Annotated in this window: 21 protein-coding genes and 1 pseudogene; 15 read left to right on the top strand and 7 right to left on the bottom strand. The window is 51.9% G+C overall.

Going from position 1 to position 24,755, the window contains the following annotated elements:
- Window positions 1-5: 5 nt before the first annotated feature.
- Both msyB and HEN21_RS06560 read right to left on the bottom strand, forming a co-directional pair.
- A complete protein-coding gene (msyB, locus tag HEN21_RS06565; RefSeq protein ID WP_016159422.1) occupies window positions 6-719 on the bottom strand; it encodes an acidic protein MsyB in 714 nt (237 codons plus the stop codon).
- Between the two features lie 26 nt (window positions 720-745).
- Window positions 746-1,150, bottom strand: coding sequence for a DUF2541 family protein (locus HEN21_RS06560; RefSeq protein ID WP_176252551.1), 405 nt, complete (start codon window positions 1,148-1,150; stop codon window positions 746-748).
- A 376-nt stretch (window positions 1,151-1,526) separates the two neighbouring features.
- Between HEN21_RS06560 and dnaK the strand changes: the two genes are divergently transcribed.
- Together dnaK and dnaJ are read left to right on the top strand one after the other, a co-directional pair.
- A complete protein-coding gene (gene dnaK, locus HEN21_RS06555) occupies window positions 1,527-3,443 on the top strand; it encodes a molecular chaperone DnaK (RefSeq protein ID WP_000516135.1) in 1,917 nt (638 codons plus the stop codon).
- 88 nt (window positions 3,444-3,531) lie between these two features.
- On the top strand, window positions 3,532-4,662 hold the full coding sequence (dnaJ, locus tag HEN21_RS06550; RefSeq protein WP_001118464.1) for a molecular chaperone DnaJ: 1,131 nt from the start codon (window positions 3,532-3,534) through the stop codon (window positions 4,660-4,662).
- A gap of 104 nt (window positions 4,663-4,766) precedes the next feature.
- Here the strand turns inward: dnaJ and mokC are convergent, their stop codons facing one another.
- Complete coding sequence (gene mokC / locus HEN21_RS06545; RefSeq protein ID WP_000809168.1) at window positions 4,767-4,919, bottom strand: type I toxin-antitoxin system toxin MokC; 153 nt, start codon at window positions 4,917-4,919, stop codon at window positions 4,767-4,769.
- Between the two features lie 583 nt (window positions 4,920-5,502).
- Here mokC and nhaA point away from each other — a divergent pair.
- Window positions 5,503-6,669 (top strand): Na+/H+ antiporter NhaA, encoded by a 1,167-nt coding sequence (gene nhaA / locus HEN21_RS06540; protein WP_000681376.1) that lies wholly within the window; start codon window positions 5,503-5,505, stop codon window positions 6,667-6,669.
- 59 nt (window positions 6,670-6,728) lie between these two features.
- Window positions 6,729-7,634 (top strand): transcriptional activator NhaR, encoded by a 906-nt coding sequence (nhaR, locus tag HEN21_RS06535; RefSeq protein WP_000062880.1) that lies wholly within the window; start codon window positions 6,729-6,731, stop codon window positions 7,632-7,634.
- Window positions 7,635-7,729: 95 nt separating this feature from the next.
- On the opposite strand, the gene rpsT is transcribed toward nhaR, so the two are convergent.
- On the bottom strand, window positions 7,730-7,993 hold the full coding sequence (rpsT, locus tag HEN21_RS06530) for a 30S ribosomal protein S20 (protein WP_001274019.1): 264 nt from the start codon (window positions 7,991-7,993) through the stop codon (window positions 7,730-7,732).
- 102 nt (window positions 7,994-8,095) lie between these two features.
- Between rpsT and HEN21_RS06525 the strand changes: the two are divergent.
- The 11 genes and pseudogenes from HEN21_RS06525 (at window position 8,096) to caiF (ending at window position 21,572) form a co-directional block, all read left to right on the top strand.
- A pseudogene (locus HEN21_RS06525) lies at window positions 8,096-8,313 on the top strand (DUF2575 domain-containing protein).
- 7 nt (window positions 8,314-8,320) lie between these two features.
- On the top strand, window positions 8,321-9,262 hold the full coding sequence (gene ribF, locus HEN21_RS06520) for a bifunctional riboflavin kinase/FAD synthetase (protein ID WP_176252550.1): 942 nt from the start codon (window positions 8,321-8,323) through the stop codon (window positions 9,260-9,262).
- A gap of 42 nt (window positions 9,263-9,304) precedes the next feature.
- The gene (ileS, locus tag HEN21_RS06515; RefSeq protein WP_176252549.1) at window positions 9,305-12,121 is read left to right on the top strand and encodes an isoleucine--tRNA ligase; all 2,817 of its coding nucleotides are present in this window, start codon (window positions 9,305-9,307) and stop codon (window positions 12,119-12,121) included.
- Window positions 12,121-12,615 (top strand): signal peptidase II, encoded by a 495-nt coding sequence (gene lspA / locus HEN21_RS06510; protein ID WP_000083379.1) that lies wholly within the window; start codon window positions 12,121-12,123, stop codon window positions 12,613-12,615. Before ileS ends, lspA begins: the two co-directional genes overlap by 1 nt.
- Before the next feature lie 86 nt (window positions 12,616-12,701).
- Window positions 12,702-13,151, top strand: coding sequence for an FKBP-type peptidyl-prolyl cis-trans isomerase (gene fkpB, locus HEN21_RS06505; RefSeq protein WP_000004655.1), 450 nt, complete (start codon window positions 12,702-12,704; stop codon window positions 13,149-13,151).
- A gap of 1 nt (window position 13,152) precedes the next feature.
- Window positions 13,153-14,103: a 4-hydroxy-3-methylbut-2-enyl diphosphate reductase gene (ispH, locus tag HEN21_RS06500; RefSeq protein ID WP_001166391.1), complete on the top strand. Its 951-nt coding sequence runs from the start codon at window positions 13,153-13,155 to the stop codon at window positions 14,101-14,103.
- A gap of 65 nt (window positions 14,104-14,168) precedes the next feature.
- Window positions 14,169-15,083, top strand: a complete 915-nt coding sequence (gene rihC / locus HEN21_RS06495) for a ribonucleoside hydrolase RihC (RefSeq protein ID WP_001239106.1) — start codon at window positions 14,169-14,171, stop codon at window positions 15,081-15,083.
- Between the two features lie 166 nt (window positions 15,084-15,249).
- Complete coding sequence (gene dapB / locus HEN21_RS06490) at window positions 15,250-16,071, top strand: 4-hydroxy-tetrahydrodipicolinate reductase (RefSeq protein ID WP_016159415.1); 822 nt, start codon at window positions 15,250-15,252, stop codon at window positions 16,069-16,071.
- A gap of 456 nt (window positions 16,072-16,527) precedes the next feature.
- Window positions 16,528-17,676 (top strand): glutamine-hydrolyzing carbamoyl-phosphate synthase small subunit, encoded by a 1,149-nt coding sequence (carA, locus tag HEN21_RS06485; protein WP_176252548.1) that lies wholly within the window; start codon window positions 16,528-16,530, stop codon window positions 17,674-17,676.
- Window positions 17,677-17,693: 17 nt separating this feature from the next.
- Window positions 17,694-20,915 (top strand): carbamoyl-phosphate synthase large subunit, encoded by a 3,222-nt coding sequence (gene carB / locus HEN21_RS06480; RefSeq protein WP_001126396.1) that lies wholly within the window; start codon window positions 17,694-17,696, stop codon window positions 20,913-20,915.
- A 261-nt stretch (window positions 20,916-21,176) separates the two neighbouring features.
- Window positions 21,177-21,572, top strand: a complete 396-nt coding sequence (caiF, locus tag HEN21_RS06475; protein ID WP_000333115.1) for a carnitine metabolism transcriptional regulator CaiF — start codon at window positions 21,177-21,179, stop codon at window positions 21,570-21,572.
- Between the two features lie 118 nt (window positions 21,573-21,690).
- Here the strand turns inward: caiF and caiE are convergent, their stop codons facing one another.
- From caiE to caiC, 3 genes are all read right to left on the bottom strand, one after another.
- Window positions 21,691-22,281 carry a carnitine operon protein CaiE gene (caiE, locus tag HEN21_RS06470; RefSeq protein ID WP_000122891.1) on the bottom strand — a complete coding sequence of 197 codons (591 nt, stop codon included), beginning with the start codon at window positions 22,279-22,281 and terminating at the stop codon, window positions 21,691-21,693.
- A 5-nt stretch (window positions 22,282-22,286) separates the two neighbouring features.
- The gene (gene caiD / locus HEN21_RS06465; RefSeq protein ID WP_000004402.1) at window positions 22,287-23,072 is read right to left on the bottom strand and encodes a crotonobetainyl-CoA hydratase; all 786 of its coding nucleotides are present in this window, start codon (window positions 23,070-23,072) and stop codon (window positions 22,287-22,289) included.
- Between the two features lie 109 nt (window positions 23,073-23,181).
- Complete coding sequence (gene caiC, locus HEN21_RS06460; protein WP_105285270.1) at window positions 23,182-24,735, bottom strand: crotonobetaine/carnitine-CoA ligase; 1,554 nt, start codon at window positions 24,733-24,735, stop codon at window positions 23,182-23,184.
- Window positions 24,736-24,755: the final 20 nt, after the last annotated feature.

The raw sequence follows: 24,755 nt of genomic DNA, 5'->3' as shown, positions 1-24,755 counted from the left end.
AGGTATCAGGGCTGAGTGGCGCTAACCATTCGCCGCAGACAGGCGATTTGCAACACCGCTGGAATTGTCACCCGAAAGGCAGTGCCGCTAACGGCTTTAACCCCATTTAATGCTGCACCCACCGGCCCTCCCAGACCCGCGCCGCGTAGCAGACCATGCCCAAGCACGCTCATCGCAGCATGGGTACGCAAAATGCGGGTAAGTTGGCTGGAAAGCAGATGCGACACGCCTTTGGCCAGTTGTTTGTCTTTCATCAATAACGGCAGCAGCTCTTCCAGTTCGTTAACCTTTGCGTTGACGGCCTGCAAAAACTCTTTTTTATGCGTCTCGTCCATTTTTTTCCAGGTATTGCGCAGAAAATGTTCGAGTAACTGTTGCTCAATTGCAAAGGTAGACATCTCTTTATCGGCTTTAAGTTTCAGCCGTTTGGAGACATCGAGTAAAATAGCGCGATACCGTTTGCCGTGTCCGCGCAGTTTGTTAGCGATGCTATCGCCGCCAAAATGTTGTAATTCCCCAGCAATTAGCTGCCAGTTGCGGCGATGCTGCTCGGGATGCCCTTCCATCGATTTAAACAGTTCGTTGCGCATTAATACGCTGGACAGGCGGGTTTTGCCTTTTTCATTATGAGTGAGTAAGCGGGTAAAGTTTGCCAGCTGTTCTTCGCTGCAATGCTGTAGAAAATCTAAGTCTGAATCATGTAGATAGTTGACGTTCATGTCATTGTGGCTTCTGTATTAAAAGGTTAGTCGTCGCCGATAATTTTCAGCGTGGCCATATCCGATGAGTTCACCGTATGACCGGAAAAGGTGATTTTTGACACGCAGCGTTTGTTGTAGTTATCGCTGTTAATGTTGATCCAGCCGGTGGTTTGCCCTTCTTTGATTTCAGCCGGAATGTTCAGGCTTTGGCTGGCGCTACGGGCTGCTTTGAAATAAACCGACGCGGCGCTTAACTGTAAATCGCCATGATCGGCAGTGAGTTGTATGCGTTTTACAATGCGGCAAACGGGGAGTTTCAACGTCAGATCGTTGGTCTCGTTACGCGGCATGGCAATGACGCCGAGGATTTTATGGTCGTTGGCCTGCGCGGTGCAGCACAGCATCAGGCCGAGCACGAGGCTGGCGGAAATCATAAAAATGGATTTCATTAAGATTCTCTTAGCGGGGAGTAGTCGGGGGAAGAATAGCCATTAGTTTACTGCTGATTAAAAGAAGATTCAGGTACGTAATCTTTTCTTTTTATTACAATTTTCTAGTGAATAACTTGTGTAAAATTCATTATTTACGTGAATGTTATTGTTCCCTTTTTTTTCAGTTCTTCCGGCATATCGTGAAATTTCTGCGCAAAAGCACAAAAAATTTTTGCATCTCCCCCTTGATGACGTGGGTTACGACCCCATTTAGTAGTCAACCGCAGTGAGTGAGTCTGCAAAAAAATGAAATTGGGCAGTTGAAACCAGACGTTTCGCCCCTATTACAGACTCACAACCACATGATGACCGAATATATAGTGGAGACGTTTAGATGGGTAAAATAATTGGTATCGACCTGGGTACTACCAACTCTTGTGTAGCGATTATGGATGGCACCACTCCTCGTGTGCTGGAGAACGCCGAAGGCGATCGCACCACGCCTTCTATCATTGCCTATACCCAGGATGGTGAAACTCTGGTTGGTCAGCCGGCTAAACGTCAGGCAGTGACGAACCCGCAAAACACCCTGTTTGCGATTAAACGCCTGATTGGCCGCCGCTTCCAGGACGAAGAAGTACAGCGTGATGTTTCCATCATGCCATTCAAAATTATTGCTGCTGATAACGGCGACGCATGGGTCGAAGTTAAAGGCCAGAAAATGGCACCGCCGCAGATTTCTGCTGAAGTGCTGAAAAAAATGAAGAAAACTGCAGAAGATTACTTGGGCGAACCGGTAACTGAAGCAGTTATCACTGTACCGGCATACTTTAACGATGCTCAGCGTCAGGCAACTAAAGACGCAGGCCGTATCGCTGGTCTGGAAGTAAAACGTATCATCAACGAACCGACCGCTGCTGCACTGGCTTACGGTCTGGACAAAGGTACTGGCAACCGCACTATCGCGGTTTATGACCTGGGTGGTGGTACTTTCGATATTTCCATTATCGAAATCGACGAAGTTGATGGCGAAAAAACCTTCGAAGTTCTGGCAACCAACGGTGATACCCACCTGGGTGGTGAAGACTTCGACAGCCGTCTGATCAACTACCTGGTTGAAGAATTCAAGAAAGATCAGGGCATTGACCTGCGCAACGATCCGCTGGCAATGCAGCGCCTGAAAGAAGCGGCAGAAAAAGCGAAAATCGAACTGTCTTCCGCTCAGCAGACCGACGTTAACCTGCCGTATATCACCGCAGACGCGACCGGTCCGAAACACATGAACATCAAAGTGACTCGTGCAAAACTGGAAAGCCTGGTCGAAGACCTGGTGAACCGTTCCATTGAGCCGCTGAAAGTTGCTCTGCAGGACGCTGGCCTGTCCGTATCTGATATCGACGATGTTATCCTCGTTGGTGGTCAGACTCGTATGCCAATGGTTCAGAAGAAAGTTGCTGAGTTCTTTGGTAAAGAGCCGCGTAAAGACGTTAACCCGGACGAAGCTGTGGCAATCGGTGCTGCCGTTCAGGGTGGTGTACTGACTGGCGACGTGAAAGACGTACTGCTGCTGGACGTTACCCCGCTGTCTCTGGGTATCGAAACCATGGGTGGTGTGATGACGACGCTGATCGCGAAAAACACCACTATCCCGACCAAGCACAGCCAGGTGTTCTCTACCGCTGAAGACAACCAGTCTGCGGTAACCATCCACGTGCTGCAGGGTGAACGTAAACGTGCGGCTGATAACAAATCTCTGGGTCAGTTCAACCTGGATGGTATCAACCCGGCTCCGCGCGGTATGCCGCAGATCGAAGTTACCTTCGATATCGATGCTGACGGTATCCTGCACGTTTCCGCAAAAGACAAAAACAGCGGTAAAGAGCAGAAGATCACCATCAAGGCTTCTTCTGGTCTGAACGAAGATGAAATCCAGAAAATGGTACGCGACGCGGAAGCTAACGCCGAAGCAGACCGTAAGTTTGAAGAGCTGGTACAGACTCGCAACCAGGGCGACCATCTGCTGCACAGCACCCGTAAGCAGGTTGAAGAAGCTGGCGACAAACTGCCGGCTGACGACAAAACTGCTATCGAGTCTGCGCTGACTGCACTGGAAACTGCTCTGAAAGGTGAAGACAAAGCCGCTATCGAAGCGAAAATGCAGGAACTGGCACAGGTTTCCCAGAAACTGATGGAAATCGCCCAGCAGCAACATGCACAGCAGCAGACTGCCGGTGCTGATGCTTCTGCAAACAACGCGAAAGATGACGATGTTGTCGACGCCGAGTTTGAAGAAGTCAAAGACAAAAAATAATCGCCCTATAAACGGGTAATTATACTGACACGGGCGAAGGGGATTTTCCTCTCCGCCCGTGCATTCATCTAGGGGCAAATCAAAAAAAATGGCTAAGCAAGATTATTACGAGATTTTAGGCGTTTCCAAAACAGCGGAAGAGCGTGAAATCAAAAAGGCCTATAAACGCCTGGCCATGAAATATCACCCGGACCGTAACCAGGGTGACAAAGAGGCCGAGGCGAAATTTAAAGAGATCAAGGAAGCTTATGAAGTTCTGACCGACTCGCAAAAACGCGCGGCATATGATCAGTACGGTCATGCGGCGTTTGAGCAAGGCGGCATGGGCGGCGGCGGTTTTGGCGGCGGCGCAGACTTCAGCGATATTTTTGGTGACGTTTTCGGCGATATTTTTGGCGGCGGACGTGGTCGTCAACGTGCGGCGCGTGGTGCTGATTTACGCTATAACATGGAGCTCACCCTCGAAGAAGCTGTACGTGGCGTGACCAAAGAGATCCGCATTCCGACTCTGGAAGAGTGTGACGTTTGCCACGGTAGCGGTGCAAAACCAGGCACGCAGCCGCAGACCTGTCCGACCTGTCATGGTTCTGGTCAGGTGCAGATGCGCCAGGGCTTCTTCGCTGTACAGCAGACCTGTCCGCACTGTCAGGGGCGCGGTACGCTTATCAAAGATCCGTGCAACAAATGCCATGGTCATGGCCGTGTTGAGCGTAGCAAAACGCTGTCCGTTAAAATCCCGGCAGGGGTGGATACTGGAGACCGCATCCGTCTTGCGGGCGAAGGTGAAGCAGGCGAACATGGCGCACCGGCAGGCGATCTGTACGTTCAGGTTCAGGTTAAACAGCACCCGATTTTCGAGCGTGAAGGCAACAACCTGTATTGCGAAGTACCGATCAACTTCGCAATGGCAGCGTTGGGCGGTGAAATCGAAGTGCCGACCCTTGATGGTCGCGTAAAACTGAAAGTGCCTGGCGAAACCCAGACCGGTAAGTTGTTCCGTATGCGCGGTAAAGGCGTCAAGTCTGTTCGCGGCGGTGCACAGGGCGATTTGCTGTGCCGCGTTGTCGTCGAAACACCGGTAGGTCTGAACGAGAAGCAGAAACAGCTGCTGCAAGAGTTGCAAGAAAGCTTCGGTGGCCCAACCGGCGAGCACAACAGCCCACGCTCGAAGAGTTTCTTTGATGGCGTGAAGAAGTTTTTTGACGACCTGACTCGCTAATTTCCCCAAAGGCCTGCCCGTGGGCAGGCCAGGGTAAAAAATAGGGTGCGTTGAAGATATGCGGGCACTTGTAAAGTGGCGGGGATCGCTCCCCGCCGTTGCTCTTACTCGGATTCGTAAGCCGTGAAAACAGCAACCTCCGTCTGGCCAGTTCGGATGTGAACCTCACAGAGGTCTTTTCTCGTTACCAGCGCCGCCACTACGGCGGTGATACAGATGACGATCAGGGCGACTATCATCGCCTTATGCTGCTTCATTGCTCTCTTCTCCTTGACCTTACGGTCAGTAAGAGGCACTCTACATGGGTCTGCATATAGGGGGCCTCGGGTTGATGGTAAAATATCACTCGGGGCTTTTCTCTATCTGCCATCCAGCTAATGCCTGAGACAGGCAGCCTCAAGCACCCGCCGCTATTATACTGCTCTCTTTAATCCATTCTGTTTTATCGATTCTAATCCTGAAGACGCCTCGCATTTTTATGGCGTAATTTTTAAAGGATTCAATTATTTAACGTTGATTTAGCTTTTTATTGCGATTATTGACGATAAATTGGAGATATTTGAAATATCGCCTTAACAAACAGCTCCGGTTTATTGCAAATTAATTATTACTTATTCCGAATAAACCCCTCAGAAATCTTGACATTAAGCTATGATTATCAGGGCTTGAGGTCATCAGCCACCGCTTTCGGGCGCCAAAAACACTCCCTCTGCTGGTGACGCAATCTTCTTTATAGATCGTTAAAAGCGAATTATTCCTACACTATAATCTGATTTTAACGATGATTCGTGCAGAGTAAAATAGTAAAAACGATCTATTCACCTGAAAGAGAAATAAAAAGTGAAACATCTGCATCGATTCTTTAGCAGTGATGCCTCGGGAGGCATTATTCTCATCATTGCCGCTGTTCTGGCGATGATTATGGCCAACAGCGGTGCAACCAGTGGATGGTATCACGACTTTCTTGAGACGCCGGTTCAGCTGCGGGTAGGTTCTCTTGAAATCAATAAAAACATGCTGTTATGGATAAATGACGCGCTAATGGCGATATTTTTCCTGTTAGTTGGTCTGGAAGTTAAACGCGAGCTGATGCAAGGATCGCTGGCCAGTTTACGCCAGGCTGCGTTTCCGGTTATTGCCGCAATCGGCGGGATGATTGTCCCGGCATTGCTCTATTTGGCCTTTAACTACGCCGATCCTATCACTCGTGAAGGGTGGGCAATCCCGGCGGCGACTGATATTGCCTTTGCCCTCGGTGTCCTGGCGTTATTGGGAAGTCGTGTACCGTTAGCACTGAAGATCTTTTTGATGGCGCTGGCTATTATCGACGATCTTGGAGCCATCATTATCATCGCCTTGTTTTACACTAATGACTTGTCGATGGCCTCTCTTGGCGTTGCAGCTGTAGCAATTGCGGTGCTCGCGGTGCTGAACATTTGTGGTGTTCGCCGCACGGGAGTTTATATTCTGGTCGGCGTGGTGTTGTGGACTGCAGTGTTGAAATCAGGCGTCCACGCAACGCTGGCAGGCGTCATTGTCGGTTTCTTTATTCCATTGAAAGAGAAGCATGGACGTTCTCCGGCGAAGCGCCTGGAGCATGTATTGCATCCGTGGGTGGCTTATCTGATTTTGCCGCTGTTTGCTTTTGCCAATGCCGGCGTTTCTCTGCAAGGCGTGACGCTGGATGGCCTGACCTCCATCCTGCCATTAGGGATCATCGCCGGTTTGCTGATTGGCAAGCCGTTGGGGATTAGTTTGTTCTGCTGGCTGGCGCTGCGTTTGAAACTGGCGCATTTGCCGGAGGGAACCACTTATCAGCAAATTATGGCGGTTGGTATCCTGTGTGGTATCGGTTTTACTATGTCTATCTTTATCGCCAGCCTGGCCTTTGGTAGCGTAGATCCAGAACTGATTAACTGGGCGAAATTGGGCATTCTGGTCGGCTCAATCTCTTCGGCGGTAATTGGATATAGCTGGTTACGCATTCGCTTACGTCCATCAGTTTGACTGGACGATGTTCCGGGGAGCCATAAATGGCTCCCTTTTCATTCTTATCAGGGAGAGAAATGAGCATGTCTCATATCAATTACAACCACTTGTATTACTTCTGGCATGTCTACAAAGAAGGCTCTGTGGTTGGCGCAGCGGAGGCGCTTTATTTAACACCACAAACCATTACCGGACAGATCCGGGCGCTGGAAGAGCGCCTGCAAGGGAAATTATTTAAGCGTAAAGGACGCGGTCTGGAACCCAGTGAACTGGGGGAACTGGTCTATCGTTATGCCGATAAAATGTTCACGCTAAGCCAGGAAATGCTGGATATCGTCAACTATCGCAAAGAGTCCAACTTATTGTTTGATGTTGGTGTGGCAGATGCCCTTTCCAAACGCCTGGTCAGCAGTGTTCTGGATGCCGCAGTCGTAGAAGACGAGCAGATCCATCTACGCTGTTTCGAATCGACGCACGAGATGCTGTTAGAGCAGTTGAGTCAGCATAAGCTGGATATGATCATCTCTGACTGTCCGATCGACTCCACCCAACAAGAAGGGCTGTTTTCCATGAAAATTGGCGAGTGTGGCGTCAGTTTCTGGTGCACTAACCCGCTGCCGGAAAAGCCGTTTCCTGCCTGTCTGGAAGAGCGTCGTTTACTTATTCCGGGGCGTCGCTCAATGTTGGGACGCAAGCTATTAAACTGGTTTAACTCTCAGGGCTTAAACGTGGAAATTCTGGGGGAGTTTGATGATGCGGCGTTGATGAAAGCCTTTGGGGCGACGCATAACGCTATTTTCGTTGCGCCTTCGCTGTATGCCAATGATTTTTATAATGATAATTCGGTTGTGGAGATAGGGCGAGTTGAGAACGTCATGGAAGAATACCATGCGATTTTTGCCGAAAGGATGATTCAACACCCTGCGGTACAGCGTATTTGCAATGCTGATTACTCTGCGCTGTTTACGCCAGCCGCGAAATAACCATTCGTACTTTGCAGGCTGCAGTTTTGGCCTGCTGGAGACATAAAAAAACCCGCTTACGCGGGTTTTTTTACAAAGCTGACAACAAAAGGCGATTAAGCCAGTTTGTTGATCTGCGCAGTCAGGTTAGCCTTATGACGTGCAGCTTTGTTTTTGTGGATCAGACCTTTAGCAGCCTGACGGTCCACGATCGGTTGCATTTCGTTAAATGCTTTCAGTGCAGCAGCTTTGTCGCCAGCTTCGATAGCTGCGTATACTTTCTTGATGAAAGTACGCATCATAGAGCGACGGCTTGCGTTGTGCTTACGAGCCTTTTCAGACTGAATGGCGCGCTTCTTAGCTGATTTGATATTAGCCAAGGTCCAACTCCCAAATGTGTTCTATATGGACAATTCAAAGGCCGAGGAATATGCCCTTTTAGCCTTCTTTTGTCAATGGATTTGTGCAAATAAGCGCCGTTAATATGGCGGCGCTCGTTACGTAGTGATGGCGCAGGATTCTACCAGCTTGCGTGGTGTGAATACAGCTTTTCCGCGATAAAATTGCAGCAGGTCGTTAGTTTCTTACCGTGATTTGCGCCATGGCAATGAAAAGCCACTTCTTTCTGATTTCAGTACTCAATCGCCGGTTAACCTTGACCGCTGTACAAGGTATACTCGGACGATTTTCACTGTTTTGAGCCAGACATGAAGCTGATACGCGGCATACATAATCTCAGCCAGGCCCCGCAAGAAGGGTGTGTGCTGACTATTGGTAATTTCGACGGCGTGCATCGCGGTCATCGCGCGCTGTTACAGGGGTTGCAGGAAGAAGGGCGCAAGCGCAACTTACCTGTGATGGTGATGCTTTTTGAGCCTCAACCGCTGGAACTGTTTGCTACCGATAAAGCCCCAGCACGCCTGACCCGACTGCGGGAAAAACTGCATTACCTCGCAGAGTGCGGCGTGGAGTATGTGCTGTGCGTGCGTTTCGACAGGCGTTTTGCGGCGCTGACGGCGCAAAACTTTATCAGCGATCTACTGGTAAAGCATTTGCGGGTAAAATTTCTGGCTGTTGGTGATGATTTCCGCTTTGGCGCTGGTCGTGAAGGTGATTTCTTGTTATTACAGAAAGCTGGCGCGGAATACGGCTTCGACATCACCAGTACGCAAACTTTTTGCGAAGGCGGCGTGCGTATCAGCAGTACCGCTGTGCGTCAGGCATTGGCAGATGACAACCTTGCTCTGGCGGAAAGTTTATTGGGGCACCCGTTTGCCATCTCCGGGCGCGTTGTCCACGGTGATGAGTTAGGGCGCACCATTGGTTTCCCGACGGCAAATGTACCGCTACGCCGTCAGGTCTCCCCGGTGAAAGGGGTTTATGCGGTGGAAGTGCTGGGCCTCGGTGAAAAGCCGTTACCCGGCGTTGCAAACATCGGCACGCGCCCAACGGTTGCAGGTATCCGCCAGCAGCTGGAAGTGCATTTGTTAGATGTTGCAATGGACCTGTACGGTCGCCATATACAAGTAGTGCTGCGTAAAAAAATACGCAGTGAGCAGCGATTTGCGTCGCTGGACGAACTGAAGGCGCAGATTGCGCGTGATGAATTAACCGCCCGCGAATTTTTTGGGCTAACAAAACCGGCTTAAGCCTGTTATGTAATCAAACCGAAATACGGAACCGAGAATCTGATGAGTGACTATAAATCAACCCTGAATTTGCCGGAAACAGGGTTCCCGATGCGTGGCGATCTCGCCAAGCGCGAACCGGGAATGCTGGCGCGTTGGACTGATGATGATCTGTACGGCATCATTCGTGCGGCTAAAAAAGGCAAAAAAACCTTCATTCTGCATGATGGCCCTCCATATGCGAATGGCAGCATTCATATTGGTCACTCGGTTAACAAGATTCTGAAAGACATAATCATCAAGTCCAAAGGGCTTTCCGGTTATGACTCGCCATATGTGCCTGGCTGGGACTGCCACGGTCTGCCAATCGAGCTGAAAGTAGAGCAAGAATACGGTAAGCCGGGTGAGAAATTCACCGCCGCCGAGTTCCGCTCCAAGTGCCGCGAATACGCTGCGACCCAGGTTGACGGTCAGCGCAAAGACTTTATCCGTCTGGGCGTGCTGGGCGACTGGTCGCACCCGTACCTGACCATGGACTTCAAAACTGAAGCCAATATCATCCGCGCGCTGGGCAAAATCATCGGCAACGGTCACCTGCACAAAGGTGCGAAGCCGGTACACTGGTGCGTTGACTGCCGTTCTGCGCTGGCTGAAGCGGAAGTTGAGTATTACGACAAAACCTCTCCGTCCATCGACGTTGCTTTCCAGGCAGTCGATCAAGATGCGCTGAAAGCGAAATTTGCCGTCAGCAACGTTAACGGCTCAATCTCGCTGGTTATCTGGACTACTACGCCGTGGACTCTGCCTGCAAACCGCGCAATCTCCATTGCACCTGATTTCGACTATGCGCTGGTGCAGATCGACGGTCAGGCCGTGATTCTGGCGAAAGATCTGGTTGAAAGCGTAATGCAGCGTATCGGCGTGACCGATTACACCATTCTCGGCACGGTAAAAGGTGCGGAGCTGGAACTGCTGCGCTTTATCCATCCGTTTATGGGCTTCGACGTTCCGGCAATCCTCGGCGATCACGTTACGCTGGATGCCGGTACGGGGGCTGTTCACACCGCGCCTGGTCACGGCCCGGACGACTATGTGATTGGGCAGAAATATGGCCTGGAAACCGCTAACCCGGTTGGCCCGGACGGCACTTATCTGCCGGGTACTTACCCGACTCTGGATGGTGTGAACGTCTTTAAAGCGAACGATATCGTCGTTGCGCTGCTACAGGAAAAAGGCGCGCTGCTGCACGTTGAGAAAATGCAGCACAGCTATCCGTGCTGCTGGCGTCACAAAACGCCGATCATCTTCCGCGCAACCCCGCAGTGGTTCGTCAGCATGGATCAGAAAGGTCTGCGTGCGCAGTCACTGAAAGAGATCAAAGGCGTGCAGTGGATCCCGGACTGGGGCCAGGCGCGTATCGAGTCGATGGTTGCTAACCGTCCTGACTGGTGTATCTCTCGTCAGCGTACCTGGGGCGTACCGATGTCGCTGTTCGTGCACAAAGACACTGAAGAGCTGCATCCGCGTACCCTCGAACTGATGGAAGAAGTCGCTAAACGCGTTGAAGTTGACGGCATCCAGGCGTGGTGGGATCTCGATGCGAAAGAAATCCTCGGCGACGAAGCTGACCAGTACGTGAAAGTGCCGGATACGCTGGACGTGTGGTTTGACTCCGGATCTACCCACTCTTCCGTTGTTGACGTGCGTCCGGAATTTGCCGGTCACGCAGCGGATATGTATCTGGAAGGTTCAGACCAGCACCGTGGCTGGTTCATGTCTTCCCTGATGATCTCCACCGCGATGAAGGGCAAAGCGCCGTATCGTCAGGTACTGACCCACGGCTTTACCGTGGATGGTCAGGGTCGCAAGATGTCTAAATCCATCGGCAACACCGTTTCGCCGCAGGATGTGATGAACAAACTGGGCGCGGATATTCTGCGTCTGTGGGTGGCATCAACCGACTACACCGGTGAAATGGCCGTTTCTGACGAGATCCTGAAACGTGCTGCTGACAGCTATCGTCGTATCCGTAACACCGCGCGCTTCCTGCTGGCAAACCTCAATGGTTTCGATCCGGCAAAAGATATGGTGAAACCGGAAGAGATGGTGGTACTGGACAGATGGGCCGTGGGTTGTGCGAAAGCGGCTCAGGAAGACATCATCAAGGCGTACGAAGCATACGATTTCCACGAAGTGGTACAACGCCTGATGCGCTTCTGCTCCGTTGAGATGGGCTCTTTCTACCTCGACATCATCAAAGACCGTCAGTACACCGCGAAAGCAGACAGCGTGGCGCGTCGTAGCTGCCAGACTGCGCTGTATCACATCGCAGAAGCGCTGGTTCGCTGGATGGCGCCGATCCTCTCCTTCACCGCTGATGAAGTGTGGGGCTACCTGCCGGGCGAACGTGAAAAATACGTCTTCACCGGTGAGTGGTACGAAGGCCTGTTTGGTCTGGCAGACAGCGAAGCGATGAACGATGCGTTCTGGGACGAGCTGCTGAAAGTGCGTGGCGAAGTGAACAAAGTCATCGAGCAGGCTCGTGCGGATAAGAAAGTCGGCGGTTCTCTGGAAGCGGCAGTGACCCTGTACGCGGAACCCGAACTGGCGGCGAAACTGACCGCGCTGGGCGATGAATTACGATTTGTCCTGTTGACCTCTGGCGCTGCCGTTGCAGACTATAACGACGCACCTGCTGATGCGCAGCAGAGCGAAGTACTCAAAGGGCTGAAAGTCGCGTTGAGTAAAGCCGAAGGTGATAAGTGCCCACGCTGCTGGCACTACACCCAGGATGTCGGCAAGGTGGCGGAACACGCAGAAATCTGCGGCCGCTGTGTCAGCAACGTCGCCGGTGACGGTGAAAAACGTAAGTTTGCCTGATGAGTCAATCGATCTGTTCAACAGGGCTACGCTGGCTGTGGCTGGTAGTGGTCGTGCTGATTATCGATCTGGGCAGCAAATACCTGATCCTCCAGAACTTTGCTCTGGGGGATACGGTTCCGCTGTTCCCGTCGCTTAATCTGCATTATGCGCGTAACTATGGCGCAGCGTTTAGTTTCCTTGCCGATAGCGGCGGCTGGCAGCGTTGGTTCTTTGCCGGTATTGCGATTGGTATTAGTGTGATCCTGACGGTGATGATGTATCGCTCGAAGGCTACGCAAAAGCTAAACAATATCGCTTACGCGCTGATTATTGGCGGCGCACTGGGCAACCTGTTCGACCGTCTGTGGCACGGCTTTGTGGTCGATATGATCGACTTCTACGTCGGCGACTGGCATTTCGCCACCTTCAATCTCGCCGATACTGCAATCTGTGTCGGTGCGGCATTGATTGTGCTGGAAGGTTTTTTGCCTTCGAAAGCGAAAAAACAATAATAAAACCTGCCGGATGCAGCCTACCGATTGCTGCGAAATCGTAGGCCGCATCCGGCAAAAATCCTCAAATACAAGAGCAAACCTGCATGTCTGAATCTGTACAGAGCAATAGCGCCGTCCTGGTGCACTTCACGCTAAAACTCGACGATGGCACCACCGCCGAGTCTACCCGCAACAACGGTAAACCGGCGCTGTTCCGCCTGGGTGATGCTTCTCTTTCCGAAGGGCTGGAGCAACATCTGCTGGGGCTGAAAGTGGGCGATAAAACCACCTTCTCGCTGGAGCCAGATGCGGCGTTTGGCGTGCCGTCACCGGATCTGATTCAGTACTTCTCCCGCCGCGAGTTTATGGATGCAGGCGAGCCAGAAATTGGCGCAATTATGCTTTTTACCGCAATGGATGGCAGTGAGATGCCTGGTGTGATCCGCGAAATTAACGGCGACTCCATTACCGTTGATTTCAACCATCCGCTGGCCGGGCAGACCGTTCATTTTGATATTGAAGTGCTGGAAATCGATCCGGCACTGGAGGCGTAACATGCAGATCCTGTTGGCCAACCCGCGTGGTTTTTGTGCCGGGGTAGACCGCGCTATCAGCATTGTTGAAAACGCGCTGGCCATTTACGGCGCACCGATATATGTCCGTCACGAAGTGGTACATAACCGCTATGTGGTCGATAGCTTGCGTGAGCGTGGGGCTATCTTTATTGAGCAGATTAGCGAAGTACCGGACGGCGCGATCCTGATTTTCTCCGCACACGGTGTTTCTCAGGCGGTACGTAACGAAGCAAAAAGCCGCGATTTGACGGTGTTTGATGCCACCTGTCCGTTGGTGACCAAAGTGCATATGGAAGTCGCCCGCGCCAGCCGTCGTGGCGAAGAATCTATTCTCATCGGTCACGCCGGGCACCCGGAAGTGGAAGGGACAATGGGTCAGTACAGCAACCCGGAAGGGGGAATGTATCTGGTCGAATCGCCAGACGATGTGTGGAAACTGACGGTCAAAAACGAAGAGAAGCTCTCTTTTATGACCCAGACTACACTGTCGGTAGATGACACTTCTGATGTTATCGACGCGCTGCGTAAACGCTTCCCGAAAATTGTCGGGCCGCGCAAAGATGATATCTGCTACGCCACTACCAACCGTCAGGAAGCGGTACGCGCCCTGGCAGAGCAGGCGGAAGTTGTGTTGGTGGTCGGTTCGAAAAACTCCTCTAACTCCAACCGTCTGGCGGAACTGGCACAGCGTATGGGCAAACGCGCGTTTTTAATTGACGATGCGGCAGATATCCAGGAAGAGTGGGTAAAAGAAGCGAAATGCGTCGGTGTGACCGCTGGCGCATCAGCTCCGGATATTCTGGTACAGAACGTAGTCGCACGTTTACAGCAGCTGGGCGGTGGCGAAGCCATACCGCTGGAAGGCCGTGAAGAAAACATTGTTTTCGAAGTACCGAAAGAGCTGCGTGTCGATATTCGTGAAGTTGATTAAGTCATTAGCAGCCTAAGTTATGCGAAAATGCCGGTCTCGTTACCGGCATTTTTTATGGAGAAAACATGCGCTTGCCGATTTTTTTGGATACCGATCCAGGTATCGACGATGCCGCAGCGATTGCTGCCGCGATCTTTGCCCCACAACTCGATCTCCAACTGATGACGACTGTCGGAGGCAATGTCTCGGTGCATAAAACTACCCGAAATGCGCTGCAATTGCTGCATTTCTGGAATGCGGATATCCCACTCGCCCAGGGGGCGGCAACACCGCTAGTTCGCGCACCGCGTGATGCGTCTTATGTTCATGGCGAATCCGGCATGGAAGGTTATGACTTCGTTGAGCACAATCGGAAACCACTGGAGAAACCGGCGTTTCTGGCGATTCGTGATGCGCTAATGTGCGCGCCAGAACCGATTACGTTGGTGGCGATCGGCCCGTTGACGAATATCGCGCTATTGCTTTCACAGTGCCCGGAATGCAAACCACATATTCGTCGTCTGGTGATCATGGGCGGTTCTGCCGGTCGTGGCAATTTCACGCCAAATGCCGAGTTTAATATTGCTATTGATCCCGAAGCGGCAGCCCAGGTCTTCCAGAGCGGGCTGGAGATTGTGATGTGTGGCCTGGACGTTACCAATCAGGCGATGCTAACTCCCGAATACCTCACCACACTGCCGGAATTGAATCGCACCGGAAAAATGCTTCATGCACTGTTTAGCCACTACCGCAGCGGCAGTATGCAAAGTGGCTTGCGAATGCACGATCTCTGTGCCATCGCGTGGCTGGTGCGCCCGGACTTGTTCACTCTCAAGCCGTGTTTTGTGGCGGTAGAAACGCAGGGTGAATTTACTGCGGGTACGACAGTCGTCGATATTGACGGTCGGCTGGATAAACCGGCAAATGTTCAGGTTGCGCTGGATCTGGATGTGAAAGGTTTCCAGCAGTGGGTGGCGGAGGTGCTGGCGCTGGCGCCGTAACCTGTCACATGTTATCGGCATGTAGTCATTCACTGACTCATGCCTTTCACTGATATCCCTCCCTGTTTATCATTAATTTCTAATTATCAGCGTTTTTGGCTGGCGGCGTAGCGATGCGCTGGTTACTCTGAAAACGGTCTATACAAATTAACAAAAGAGAATAGCTATGCATGATGCAAACATCCGCGTTGCCATCGCGGGAGCCGGGGGGCGAATGGGCCGCCAGTTGATTCAGGCGGCGTTGGCATTAGAGGGCGTGCAGCTTGGCGCGGCGCTGGAACGCGAAGGATCTTCTTTACTGGGCAGCGATGCTGGCGAACTGGCCGGTGCCGGGAAAACCGGCGTTATCGTACAAAGCAGCCTTGATGCTGTAAAAGATGATTTTGATGTATTTATCGATTTTACTCGTCCGGAAGGCACGCTGAATCATCTGGCCTTTTGTCGCCAACACGGCAAAGGAATGGTGATCGGCACTACGGGTTTTGACGAAGCAGGCAAACAGGCGATTCGTAATGCCGCCGAAGATATTGCGATTGTCTTTGCCGCCAACTTTAGCGTCGGTGTCAACGTCATGCTTAAGTTGCTGGAGAAAGCGACTCAGGTAATGGGTGACTACACTGATATCGAAATTATCGAGGCACATCATCGACATAAAGTCGATGCGCCGTCAGGCACCGCGCTGGCGATGGGGGAAGCGATTGCCCATGCGTTGGATAAAGATCTGAAAGATTGTGCCGTTTACAGCCGCGAAGGGCATACCGGTGAACGCGTTCCCGGAACGATAGGTTTTGCCACCGTCCGCGCCGGAGACATTGTGGGCGAGCATACTGCGATGTTTGCCGATATTGGTGAGCGTCTGGAGATTACCCATAAGGCTTCCAGCCGTATGACTTTTGCCAACGGTGCGGTAAGATCGGCTTTGTGGCTTAATAGCAAGAAAAGTGGTCTTTTTGATATGCGAGATGTGCTTAATCTCAACAGTTTATAGTTATAAAATACTGTCGATGACGAAAAAATAACTTATTTAATCTTATGATTTTACAGGTCTTTATTTTTAAGGCCTGTTATTTTTGTTGTTTGGTGATGGTTTTTTACTAATGAGTGAGAAAGTAAGTGTTTTGTGGCTGATGATTGTTGTTTTAATGTAAATTTTGACCATCTGGTCTACTTTTCTTCTCCGGTTTTTGCATTTACATATTCTTCTCGCTGCGCAAGCGTTTTCCAGACCTTGTTAGATGGTGTTTTTGTCGGTTAGTGCCCGTAAAACAGGCATGAGGCATAAAATTATATAATAAATCCCGCTGTTGAGTTGACTTTTAGCTCTCATATCTCCAGAATGCCGCCGTTTGCCAGAAATTCGTCGGTAAGCAGATTTGCATTGATTCATCGCATCATTGTGAATTAATATGCAAATAAAGTGAGTGAATATTCTCTGGAGGGTGTTTTGATTAAGTCAGCGCTATTGGTTCTGGAAGACGGAACCCAGTTTCACGGTCGGGCCATAGGGGCAACAGGTTCGGCGGTTGGGGAAGTCGTTTTCAATACTTCAATGACCGGTTATCAAGAAATCCTCACTGATCCTTCCTATTCTCGTCAAATCGTTACTCTTACTTATCCCCATATTGGCAATGTCGGCACTAATGACGCCGATGAAGAATCTTCTCAGGTACATGCTCAAGGTCTGGTGATTCGTGACCTGCCGCTGATTGCCAGCAACTTCCGTAATACCGAAGACCTCTCTTCTTACCTGAAGCGCCATAACATCGTAGCGATTGCCGATATCGATACCCGTAAGCTGACGCGTTTACTGCGCGAGAAAGGCGCACAGAACGGCTGCATCATCGCGGGCGACAACCCGGATGCGGCGCTGGCGTTAGAAAAAGCCCGCGCGTTCCCAGGCCTCAATGGTATGGATCTGGCAAAAGAAGTGACTACCGCAGAAGCCTATAGCTGGACACAAGGGAGCTGGACGCTGATCGGCGGCCTGCCAGAAGCGAAAAAAGAAGACGAGCTGCCGTTCCACGTCGTGGCTTACGATTTTGGTGCCAAGCGCAACATCCTGCGGATGCTGGTGGACAGAGGCTGCCGCCTGACCATCGTTCCGGCGCAAACTTCTGCGGAAGATGTGCTGAAAATGAATCCAGACGGCATCTTCCTCTCCAACGGTCCTGGCGACCCGGCCCCGTGCGATTACGCCATTACCGCCATCCAGAAATTCCTCGAAACAGATATTCCGGTATTCGGCATCTGCCTCGGTCATCAGCTGCTGGCGCTGGCGAGCGGAGCGAAGACCATCAAAATGAAATTTGGTCACCACGGCGGCAACCATCCGGTTAAAGATGTGGAGAAAAACGTGGTGATGATCACCGCCCAGAACCACGGTTTTGCGGTGGATGAAGCAACATTACCTGCAAACCTGCGTGTCACGCATAAATCCCTGTTCGACGGTACGTTACAAGGGATTCATCGCACCGATAAACCGGCGTTCAGCTTCCAGGGACACCCTGAAGCCAGTCCTGGGCCGCACGACGCAGCGCCGTTGTTCGACCACTTTATCGAGTTAATTGAGCAGTACCGTAAAACCGCTAAGTAATCAGGAGTAAAAGAGCCATGCCAAAACGTACAGATATAAAAAGTATCCTGATTCTGGGTGCGGGCCCGATTGTTATCGGTCAGGCGTGTGAGTTTGATTACTCTGGCGCGCAAGCATGTAAAGCCCTGCGTGAAGAGGGTTATCGCGTCATTCTGGTGAACTCCAACCCGGCGACCATCATGACCGACCCGGAAATGGCTGATGCGACCTACATCGAGCCGATTCACTGGGAAGTGGTACGCAAGATTATTGAAAAAGAGCGCCCGGACGCGGTGCTGCCAACGATGGGCGGTCAGACGGCGCTGAACTGCGCGCTGGAGCTTGAGCGTCAGGGCGTGCTGGAAGAGTTCGGTGTGACCATGATTGGTGCTACCGCCGACGCGATTGATAAAGCAGAAGACCGCCGCCGTTTCGACGTGGCGATGAAGAAAATCGGCCTCGAAACCGCGCGTTCTGGTATCGCACATACTATGGAAGAGGCGCTGGCGGTTGCCGCTGAAGTTGGCTTCCCGTGCATCATTCGACCTAGCTTTACTATGGGCGGCAGCGGTGGCGGTATCGCCTATAACCGCGAAGAGTTTGAAGAGATTTGCGCCCGTGGTCTGGATCTCTCCCCGACCAAAGAGCTGCTGATTGATGAGTCGCTGATCGGCTGGAAAGAGTACGAGATGGAAGTGGTGCGTGATAAAAACGACAACTGCATCATCGTCTGCTCTATCGAAAACTTCGATGCGATGGGCATCCACACCGGTGACTCCATTACCGTGGCGCCAGCCCAGACGCTGACCGACAAAGAATATCAAATCATGCGTAACGCCTCGATGGCGGTACTGCGTGAAATTGGCGTTGAAACTGGCGGTTCCAACGTTCAGTTTGCGGTTAACCCGAAAAACGGTCGCCTGATTGTTATCGAAATGAACCCGCGTGTGTCGCGTTCTTCGGCGCTGGCATCGAAAGCCACCGGCTTCCCGATTGCCAAAGTGGCGGCGAAGCTGGCGGTGGGTTACACCCTCGACGAACTGATGAACGACATCACCGGCGGGCGTACACCGGCCTCCTTCGAACCGTCCATCGACTACGTGGTCACCAAAATTCCTCGCTTTAACTTCGAGAAATTCGCTGGCGCTAACGACCGTCTGACCACTCAGATGAAATCGGTTGGCGAAGTGATGGCGATTGGTCGCACGCAGCAGGAGTCTTTGCAAAAAGCCCTGCGCGGCCTGGAAGTGGGCGCGACTGGCTTCGACCCGAAAGTGAGCCTCGACGACCCGGAAGCCCTGACCAAAATCCGTCGCGAACTGAAAGATGCAGGCGCTGAGCGTATCTGGTACATCGCCGATGCTTTCCGCGCGGGTCTGTCTGTAGACGGCGTTTTCAACCTGACCAACATTGACCGCTGGTTCCTGGTGCAAATCGAAGAGCTGGTGCGTCTGGAAGAGAAAGTGGCGGAAGTGGGCATCACTGGCCTGAACGCTGACTTCCTGCGCCAGTTGAAACGCAAAGGCTTTGCCGATGCGCGTCTGGCAAAACTGGCGGGTGTGCGCGAAGCGGAAATCCGTAAGCTGCGCGACCAGTATGACCTGCATCCGGTCTACAAACGTGTGGATACCTGTGCGGCAGAGTTCGCCACCGACACCGCTTACATGTACTCCACTTATGAAGAAGAGTGCGAAGCGAATCCGTCTACTGACCGTGAAAAAATCATGGTGCTCGGCGGCGGCCCGAACCGTATCGGCCAGGGTATCGAATTCGACTACTGCTGCGTACACGCCTCGCTGGCGCTGCGCGAAGACGGTTACGAAACCATTATGGTTAACTGTAACCCGGAAACCGTCTCCACCGACTACGACACTTCCGACCGCCTCTACTTCGAGCCGGTAACCCTGGAAGATGTGCTGGAAATCGTGCGTATTGAGAAGCCGAAAGGCGTTATCGTTCAGTATGGCGGTCAGACCCCGCTGAAACTGGCGCGCGCACTGGAAGCCGCTGGCGTGCCGGTTATCGGCACCAGCCCGGATGCCATCGACCGCGCGGAAGACCGTGAACGCTTCCAGCACGCGGTTGACCGTCTGAAACTGAAACAACCGGCTAACGCCACCGTTACGGCTATTGAAATGGCGGTTGAGAAGGCGAAAGAGATTGGCTACCCGCTGGTGGTGCGCCCATCTTACGTTCTCGGCGGTCGGGCGATGGAAATCGTCTACGATGAAGCCGACCTGCGCCGTTACTTCCAGACGGCGGTGAGTGTCTCTAACGATGCGCCGGTGCTGCTGGATCACTTCCTCGACGACGCGGTAGAAGTGGATGTTGACGCCATCTGCGACGGCGAAATGGTGCTGATTGGCGGCATCATGGAGCACATCGAGCAGGCGGGCGTGCACTCCGGCGACTCCGCATGTTCGCTGCCGGCGTACACCTTAAGTCAGGAAATTCAGGATGTAATGCGCCAGCAGGTGCAGAAACTGGCCTTCGAATTGCAGGTGCGCGGTCTGATGAACGTGCAGTTTGCAGTGAAAAACAACGAAGTTTACCTGATTGAAGTTAACCCGCGTGCGGCGCGTACCGTTCCGTTCGTCTCCAAAGCCACCGGTGTTCCGCTGGCGAAAGTGGCGGCGCGCGTCATGGCAGGGAAATCGCTGGCTGAGCAGGGCGTAACCAAAGAGGTTATTCCGCCGTACTACTCGGTAAAAGAAGTGGTGTTGCCGTTCAACAAATTCCCCGGCGTTGACCCGCTGTTAGGGCCAGAAATGCGCTCTACCGGGGAAGTGATGGGCGTTGGTCGTACCTTCGCTGAAGCGTTTGCTAAAGCGCAACTGGGCAGTAACTCCACCATGAAGAAACAGGGCCGTGCGCTGCTCTCCGTGCGTGAAGGCGACAAAGAACGCGTGGTTGATCTGGCGGCAAAACTGCTGAAACAGGGCTTCGAGCTGGATGCGACCCACGGCACGGCGATTGTGCTGGGTGAAGCGGGTATTAATCCGCGTCTGGTGAACAAGGTGCATGAAGGTCGTCCGCACATTCAGGATCGTATCAAGAATGGCGAATATACCTACATCATCAACACCACGTCAGGTCGCCGCGCGATTGAAGACTCCCGCGTGATTCGTCGCAGCGCGCTGCAATATAAAGTGCATTACGACACCACCCTGAACGGCGGTTTTGCTACTGCGATGGCACTGAATGCCGATGCGACCGAAAAAGTTATTTCGGTACAGGAAATGCACGCGCAGATCAAATAATAGCGTGTCATGGCAGATATTTTTTATCCGCCAATTTGATCGAATAACTAATACGGTTCTCTGATGAGAACCGTTTTTTTTTACCAGTAAGGACAATCTTTCCTGGAAACTCTATTTTTGATGATGTAAGCAGGATTTAGCTCACACTTATTGACAGGGAAGTTGCATACTATCGATATATCCACAATTTTAATATGGCCTTGTTTGATTGCTTCAAAACGAGTCATAGCCAGACTTTTAATTTGTGAAACTGGAGTTCGTATGTGTGAAGGATATGTTGAAAAACCACTCTATTTGTTAATCGCCGAATGGATGATGGCTGAAAATCGTTGGGTGATAGCAAGAGAGATCTCTATTCATTTCGATATTGAACACAGCAAGGCGATTAATACCCTGACTTATATTCTGTCGGAAGTCGCAGAAATAAGCTGCGAAGTTAAGATGATCCCTAATAAGCTGGAAGGGCGGGGATGTCAGTGTCAGCGACTGGTTAAAGTGATCGATATCGATGAGCAAATTTACGCGCGCCTGCGTAATAACAGTCGGGAAAAATTAGTCGGCGTAAGAAAGACGCCACGTATTCCTGCCGTTCCGCTCACGGAACTTAACCGAGAGCAGAAGTGGCAGATGATGTTGTCGAAGAGTATGCGTCGTTAATTTAATTTCGTTGATACCGCGCGGCCTGGTTGCCGGATGCGATGCTGGCGCATCTTATCCGGCCTACGGTTGCTCTCCAGCCAGGTCGGATAAGGCGTTTACGCCGCATCCGACGATGTTACCGTTTTGGCGTCACATCCGTCGTCCCCTGCAAACGGGGACGATTTTCCTCCATTTGCCTCAACGGTTGCGTTTCATGTAACGCTGCATGGCAACGCCCGACAAGATCCTGATACTCTTTAGTGTTCAATTGCTTCCAGTGCAACTCGTCATCGCTGACGCTGCGCACCGCACGGGCTGGCGTGCCCATCAACAACTGGCGTTTCTCGCCGCAAAAACCTGCTTTGACAAAGCTCATGGCGGCAACAATGCTCTCATCGCCAATGACCGCACCATCCATGATCACGCTGTTCATCCCGACCAATGCATCACGACCGATCACACAGCCATGCAGGATAGCGCCATGACCGATATGACCGTTTTCCCCGACAATGGTGTCAGTATCGCTGTAGCCGTGCATGATGCAGCCATCCTGAATATTGGCTCCCGCTTGCACAATCAGTCGTCCGTAATCACCGCGCAGCGAGGCGAGGGGGCCGATGTAGACACCGGCTCCCACAATCACATCGCCAATCAGTACTGCACTGGGATGGACAAACGCCGTCGGGTGAACCACCGGAATTAATCCCTCAAAGGCGTAATAGCTCACGGTTGTTAACGCCCTTTCCACACCGGATCGCGCTTCTCGGCAAACGCCAGCGGCCCTTCAATGGCATCTTCCGAATGCAGAACTGATGGATAGTGTTTCAACACGCCGCTGCGAATATAGCGATATGCCTCTTCTACTGGCATTTCGCTGGTGGTGCGGTAGATCTCTTTCAGCGCCGCAATCGCCAGCGGGGCGCTGTCAACCAGTTGCTGCGCCAGTTCGCGGGCGTTATCCATCAGTTCCGCCTGGCTAACCACGCGGTTGACTACCCCCCAACGCTGCGCCTCTTCTGCGCCCATTCTTCTGCCAGTCATTACCATTTCATTGACGATGGCAGGCGGCAGGATCTTCGGCAGACGCAGCACGCCGCCGCTGTCCGGGACAATACCCAGTTTGGCTTCCGGCAGGGCGAAGCTGGCGTTATCGGCACAAACAATAAAATCTGCCGCCAGCGCCAGTTCAAAGCCGCCGCCAAAGGCGTAGCCGTTCACGGCTGCGATAACCGGTTTATCGAGATTGAAAATTTCGGTTAACCCAGCAAATCCGCCTGGCCCGAAATCAGCATCCGGCGCTTCGCCTTCTGCTGCCGCTTTTAAATCCCAGCCAGCAGAGAAGAATTTCTCTCCGGCTCCGGTAATAATAGCGACGCGCAATTGCGGATCGTCACGGAAATTAAGAAATACTTCGCCCATCTCAAAGCTGGTTTTTGCATCAATAGCATTTGCTTTTGGACGATCAAGGGTAATTTCCAGAATTGATCCATTGCGGGTCAGATGTAATGATTCACTCATTCCTTTTCTCCATTTTTATTTTTTTCAGGGACGACAACATCCCTGCAAAGAATGCATTTATTTTTAGAACGTGATTATTAGCTGGCAGGATAATTCCCTGCCATTATGTTTATTTCAGATTCTTTCTGATTATTTTCCCCGAGCAATTACGTGGCAGATCTTTTCTGATCTCCAGATAAGATGGCACTTTAAATTTCGCCATATTTTGTTCGCAGAAGCGGAAAAATTCCTCTTCGCTCAATGTTTCACCTTCATTCAGTACCACGAACGCTTTAATGGCTTCATCGCGAATAGAATCTTTAATACCAACAACCACGATATCCTGAATTTTCGGATGGGCGGAGATAATATTTTCCAGCTCCACGCAGGAGACATTTTCTCCGCCGCGTTTGATCATGTTGCAGCGACGATCGACGAAATAAAAAAAGCCCTCTTCGTCGCGGTATCCGGTATCGCCAGTATGCAGCCAGCCATCGGCTTCCAGCACTTTCGCAGTGGCTTGCGGGTTGAGAAAGTACTCTTTGAAGATGGTTTTCCCTGGTTCGCCTTTAATGCAAATTTCGCCGATCTCACCTGCCGGGAGCGGACGATTGTGATCGTCGCGGATTTCCGCTTCGTAGCAAAACCCCGCCCGACCAATCGACGGCCAGCGACGCTTATCGCCGGGGCGATCGCCGATAATGCCGACGATGGTTTCCGTCATCCCATAAGACGTCAGCAAGCGAACGCCGAAGCGTTCACAAAAAGCGTCTTTTTCCTGCTCCGACAGGTTGAGATAAAACATCACTTCCCGCAGGCAGTGTTGTCGATCGTTCGCAGAAGGCGGCTGCACCATCAAGGTACGGATCATCATCGGAATACATTCGGTGACGGTGGCACGATACTTCTGTACCTGTCCCCAGAAGGCGCGGGCGCTGTATTTCTCGACCAGCACAAAGGTGGCTCCGGCAGAAAACGCCGCCATCGCCGCAGTACACTGGCAGTCGATATGAAACGCAGGCATCACCGTCAGGTAGACGTCATCGTCACGCAGGGCGCACTGCCAGGCGGAGTAATATCCGGCGAAGCGCAGATTGTAATGGGTAATCACCACCCCTTTCGGTCGGGAAGTGGTGCCGGAGGTAAAGAGAATTTCCGCCGTATCGTCGGTCGATAGCGGCGGCGCATAGCACAAGGTGGCAGGTTGTTGATCTTTCAGTTGAGTAAACGAACTGACGCCATCATCAGCGGGAAGCGCCACATCGGTCAGGCAAATGTGCCGTAGCTGCGTGGCATCTTCCTGCTGAATCTGTTGATACATGGGATAGAATTGCGCACTGGTCACCAGCAGGCACGCCTGGCTATTTTGCAGGATCCACGCACTCTCTTCGCGTAGCAGGCGGGCGTTAATCGGCACCATAATCGCGCCAATTTTTGCCAGCCCGAACCAGCAAAAGATAAATTCCGGGCAGTTGTCCAGATGCAGCGCGACCTTGTCGCCTTTGCGGATCCCCAGCGTATAAAACAGGTTTGCCGTGCGGTTAATCTCCTGATTTAACTGAAGATAACTGTACCGGTTAACGACTCCGCCGCTGGACTCACAAATCAGCGCCGTTTTATGGCCGTAAACGTCCGCCAGATCGTCCCACATTTGACGTAGATGTTGTCCGCCAATGATATCCATTGCACCTCTATCCATTTTGT

The organism is Escherichia sp. 93.1518, from assembly GCF_013368915.2.
GTDB classification, from domain to species: domain Bacteria; phylum Pseudomonadota; class Gammaproteobacteria; order Enterobacterales; family Enterobacteriaceae; genus Escherichia; species Escherichia ruysiae.
This window is presented reverse-complemented; position numbering and strand designations above follow the sequence as displayed.